Origin of the sequence: Methyloceanibacter sp. (assembly GCF_051306395.1) — a bacterium.
Lineage (GTDB): Bacteria > Pseudomonadota > Alphaproteobacteria > Rhizobiales > Methyloligellaceae > Methyloceanibacter.
Map to the genome: position 1 here is coordinate 1 of NZ_JBPPND010000042.1, position 3,077 is coordinate 3,077.

The 3,077-nt window shown below is 61.9% G+C and carries 2 protein-coding genes and 1 pseudogene; all 3 read left to right on the plus strand.

Translation table 11 applies throughout. The features are described 5' to 3' along the window. Nucleotides 1–14: 14 nt before the first annotated feature. The 3 genes and pseudogenes from ACSLE4_RS03080 (at nt 15) to ACSLE4_RS03090 (ending at nt 2,868) form a co-directional block, all read left to right on the plus strand. Nucleotides 15–1,160: an IS5 family transposase gene (locus ACSLE4_RS03080; protein WP_435903022.1), complete on the plus strand. Its 1,146-nt coding sequence runs from the start codon at nt 15–17 to the stop codon at nt 1,158–1,160. Nucleotides 1,161–1,275: 115 nt separating this feature from the next. Next, nucleotides 1,276–1,701: pseudogene (locus ACSLE4_RS03085) on the plus strand (transposase); the annotation flags it as partial. A gap of 150 nt (nt 1,702–1,851) precedes the next feature. Further along, nucleotides 1,852–2,868: a glycosyltransferase gene (locus tag ACSLE4_RS03090; RefSeq protein WP_435903021.1), complete on the plus strand. Its 1,017-nt coding sequence runs from the start codon at nt 1,852–1,854 to the stop codon at nt 2,866–2,868. Nucleotides 2,869–3,077: the final 209 nt, after the last annotated feature.

Below are 3,077 nucleotides of genomic sequence, written 5' to 3' on the forward strand. Positions count from 1 at the left end.
CAAACTGGGCGGAAATGTGGAGACTTCTAAAAACCTCGCGCTACCCGTGGTTTGGTGATTCACTTGTCCCGTTGGCAAGGGAGGCGCGGAAGTCGGATGAGCCGGGGTTCTTCGATCTGGACGAGCGGTACCGGGCGCTGTCGAAGAGCGGCGATCCGCTCGAGCGGCTGACGGCGGTCGTCGATTTCGAGATGTTCCGCCCTGAGCTCAACGTGGCTCTGGCCCGGCCTGACGGAAGCAAGGGTGGCCGCCCGCCGATGGATGCGGTGATGATGTTCAAGGTGCTCGTGCTTCAGGCGCTCTACGGTCTCGCCGACGAGCGCACGGAGTTCCAGATCCGCGACCGCCTCTCCTTCATGCGCTTCCTCGGGCTCGACCTGCACGGCCGGGTGCCGGATGCGCGCACGATCTGGCTGTTTTGCGAGCAGCTGACGAAGGCGGGTGCCGTGGAGCGGCTCTTCGCCCGCTTCGACGCTCATCTGAAGGAGGCCGGCTACCTTGCCATGGGCGGGCAGATGATCGACGCGTCGATCGTCGAGGCTCCGCGCCAGCGCAACACCGACGGCGAGAAGGCGGACCTCAAAGCCGGGCGCATCCCCGAGGCATGGGCGGCCAAGCCCGCGAAACTTCGCCAGAAGGATCGTGATGGACGCTGGACGCTAAAGCGCGGGCGCCGAAAGAAGCGCCCCGACGGCTCGCTCGCCATGGAGATCGCGATCCCGGTCTATGGCTACAAGAGCCATATTGGGGCCGACCGGCGGCATCGGCTGATCCGCACATGGACGGTGACGGATGCCGCGCGGCATGACGGGCGGGAGATGCCGGCGCTGCTCGATCGCTCGAACACGGCCTCGCCCGTCTGGGCGGACACCGCCTATCGCAGCAGCAAGAACGAGAAGCGGATCGAGGCCGCTGGCCTGGTCTCGAAGGTCCATTTCCGCCGGTCGCCTGGCAAGCCGTTGCCGCCAGCGCGCCAGAAGGCGAACGCCGCCCGCTCGAGGATGCGCTCAGCCGTCGAGCACGTCTTCGCCGACCAGAAGCACCGCATGGGCCTCTTCGTCAGGACCATCGGGCTCGCAAGAGCGCGCACCAAAATCGGCCTCGCAAACATCGCCTACAATCTCCGCCGGTATCTCTACCTCGAGACCGCAGCCGCATAGGTCTGGGACGGTCGGAGAGCCGCGCACGGCGCCGGAGGCACGGTGTCGAGCCGCCACGCAATGTCGCGGATCAACCTCAGCCTTCCAAAGGCCGTCGCCAAGTCGGAAAATAGAAGTGTCCGACTGGTTCAGCCGCAAGGTGCTGGCCTGGCGGCTGTCGATCACGCTGTCTGCAGATTTCTGCATCGAAGCGCTGGAAGAGGCGCTCGGCCGCCATGGCCGGCCGGAGATCTTCAACAGCGACCAGGGCTCGCAGTTCACCAGTCTCGACTTCATCAAGGTTTTGAAGGATGCCGAGATCGCCATCAGCATGGACGGCAAGGGGGCCTGGCTCGACAACGTCTTCGTCGAGCGGCTCTGGCGAACGGTGAGATACGAGGAGGTCTACCTGCGCGCCTACGCCAGTGTCTCCGAGGCTCGGGCCTCGATCGGCCGCTACTTCGGCTTCTACAACGGCACGAGGCCCCATTCGTCCCTTGGCGGGCAGACACCCGACCAAGCCTATCTTAACCAGCTGACGCCAATCCCGGCGGCTGCGTAACCAAGGCGGAGAGCCACTTAACACCAGCCCGGAAACTGTTCAGACGAACCGAGCCACCTCTTATCACCCCAGAGGATTCGGCTCCTGTCGGATACAACTTCGGTGGCAGGTCATGTGCCCCTATGGTCGGGGGTCACAACGGGGAGCACCATGAGACTCTTGGTGATCGGTCCAGTTGAGCCCTACCGCGGTGGTATCGCGCGCCACACCACGGCCCTCTCGCGCGAACTCGCTTCGAGAAAGGGCAACCATGTCGCGATCCTGTCCTTTGCCCGTCAGTATCCGCGAACGCTCTATCCTGGCCAGAGTGACCGCGTCCCGACCGGCAGGCAGGTCAATGCCATCGAAACCGACATTTGCATCGATACGGTCAATCCGATCAGCTGGCACTCGGCCGCACGAAGAGCTCTTCGCTTTAGGGCCGACATCGCCATCATACCGGCATGGACATTTTTTGTTGCGCCGGCGCTGGGATATATCGCGCGAGCGCTCAACCGCCAGGGCGTCACAGTCATCGTTGTGGTTCATAATGTTGAGGATCACGAGTCAGCCCGCTGGAAATTACTGTTGTCCCGGTTTCAGCTGCGACAAGCGACCCGGTTCATAACCAACAATGCAGCTCTCGCGCTTGCTCTCGACCGAGAGGTCCCGGATGTCCCCGCGGTTATTTCCCCGCACCCACTCTATGACGACTATCCTATGCCCGCCGAACTGCTGCCCAGGTCAGCTGAAGTCGAGCTCTTGTTTTTCGGCTTTGTACGTCCTTACAAGGGGTTAGAAGTCTTAATTCGTTCGATCGCAGCTTCATCTTTCAAAGACATTCACCTGTCTGTCGTCGGTGAGTTTTGGCGCGGCAGGGCGGAGGTAGAAGCATTGGTCACGGAGCTCGGTTTAGAAAGCCGCGTCGAGATTATTCCTCGCTACGTTTCCGATACCGAGGCCGCGACGTTCTTTGAACGATGCGACGCCGTGGTCGCACCCTATCAATCGGCCACTGCGTCAGGCGTTTTAGCTCTGGCGCAATGGTACGAGAAGCCTGTGATCGCAAGCGATATCCCGGGATTGGCCGATGCGATTGACAATGGGAAGACCGGTTGGCTGTTTCCGGCTGGCGATGTTCAGGCACTTGCTGAGTTGCTGAGTTCGCGGGTATCGCAGGCCATTTGATCCGCCGGCAAACGGGCCATGCGTCGGACCAGACCATGAGCCGGTACATTCGGGAGGGTAACATGTTTCTAGACAACGCTGCTGGCTTGCTGCTTTGATCAACATGGTCACGCAAGAAGATGCAGCTTTCTCTGGGGGCGCCACCGCAGCGCAAGATGGACAATACGCTGGTCAAGGCGGTGCGAACGAGAGAGCGCCCCTCCGGGGTG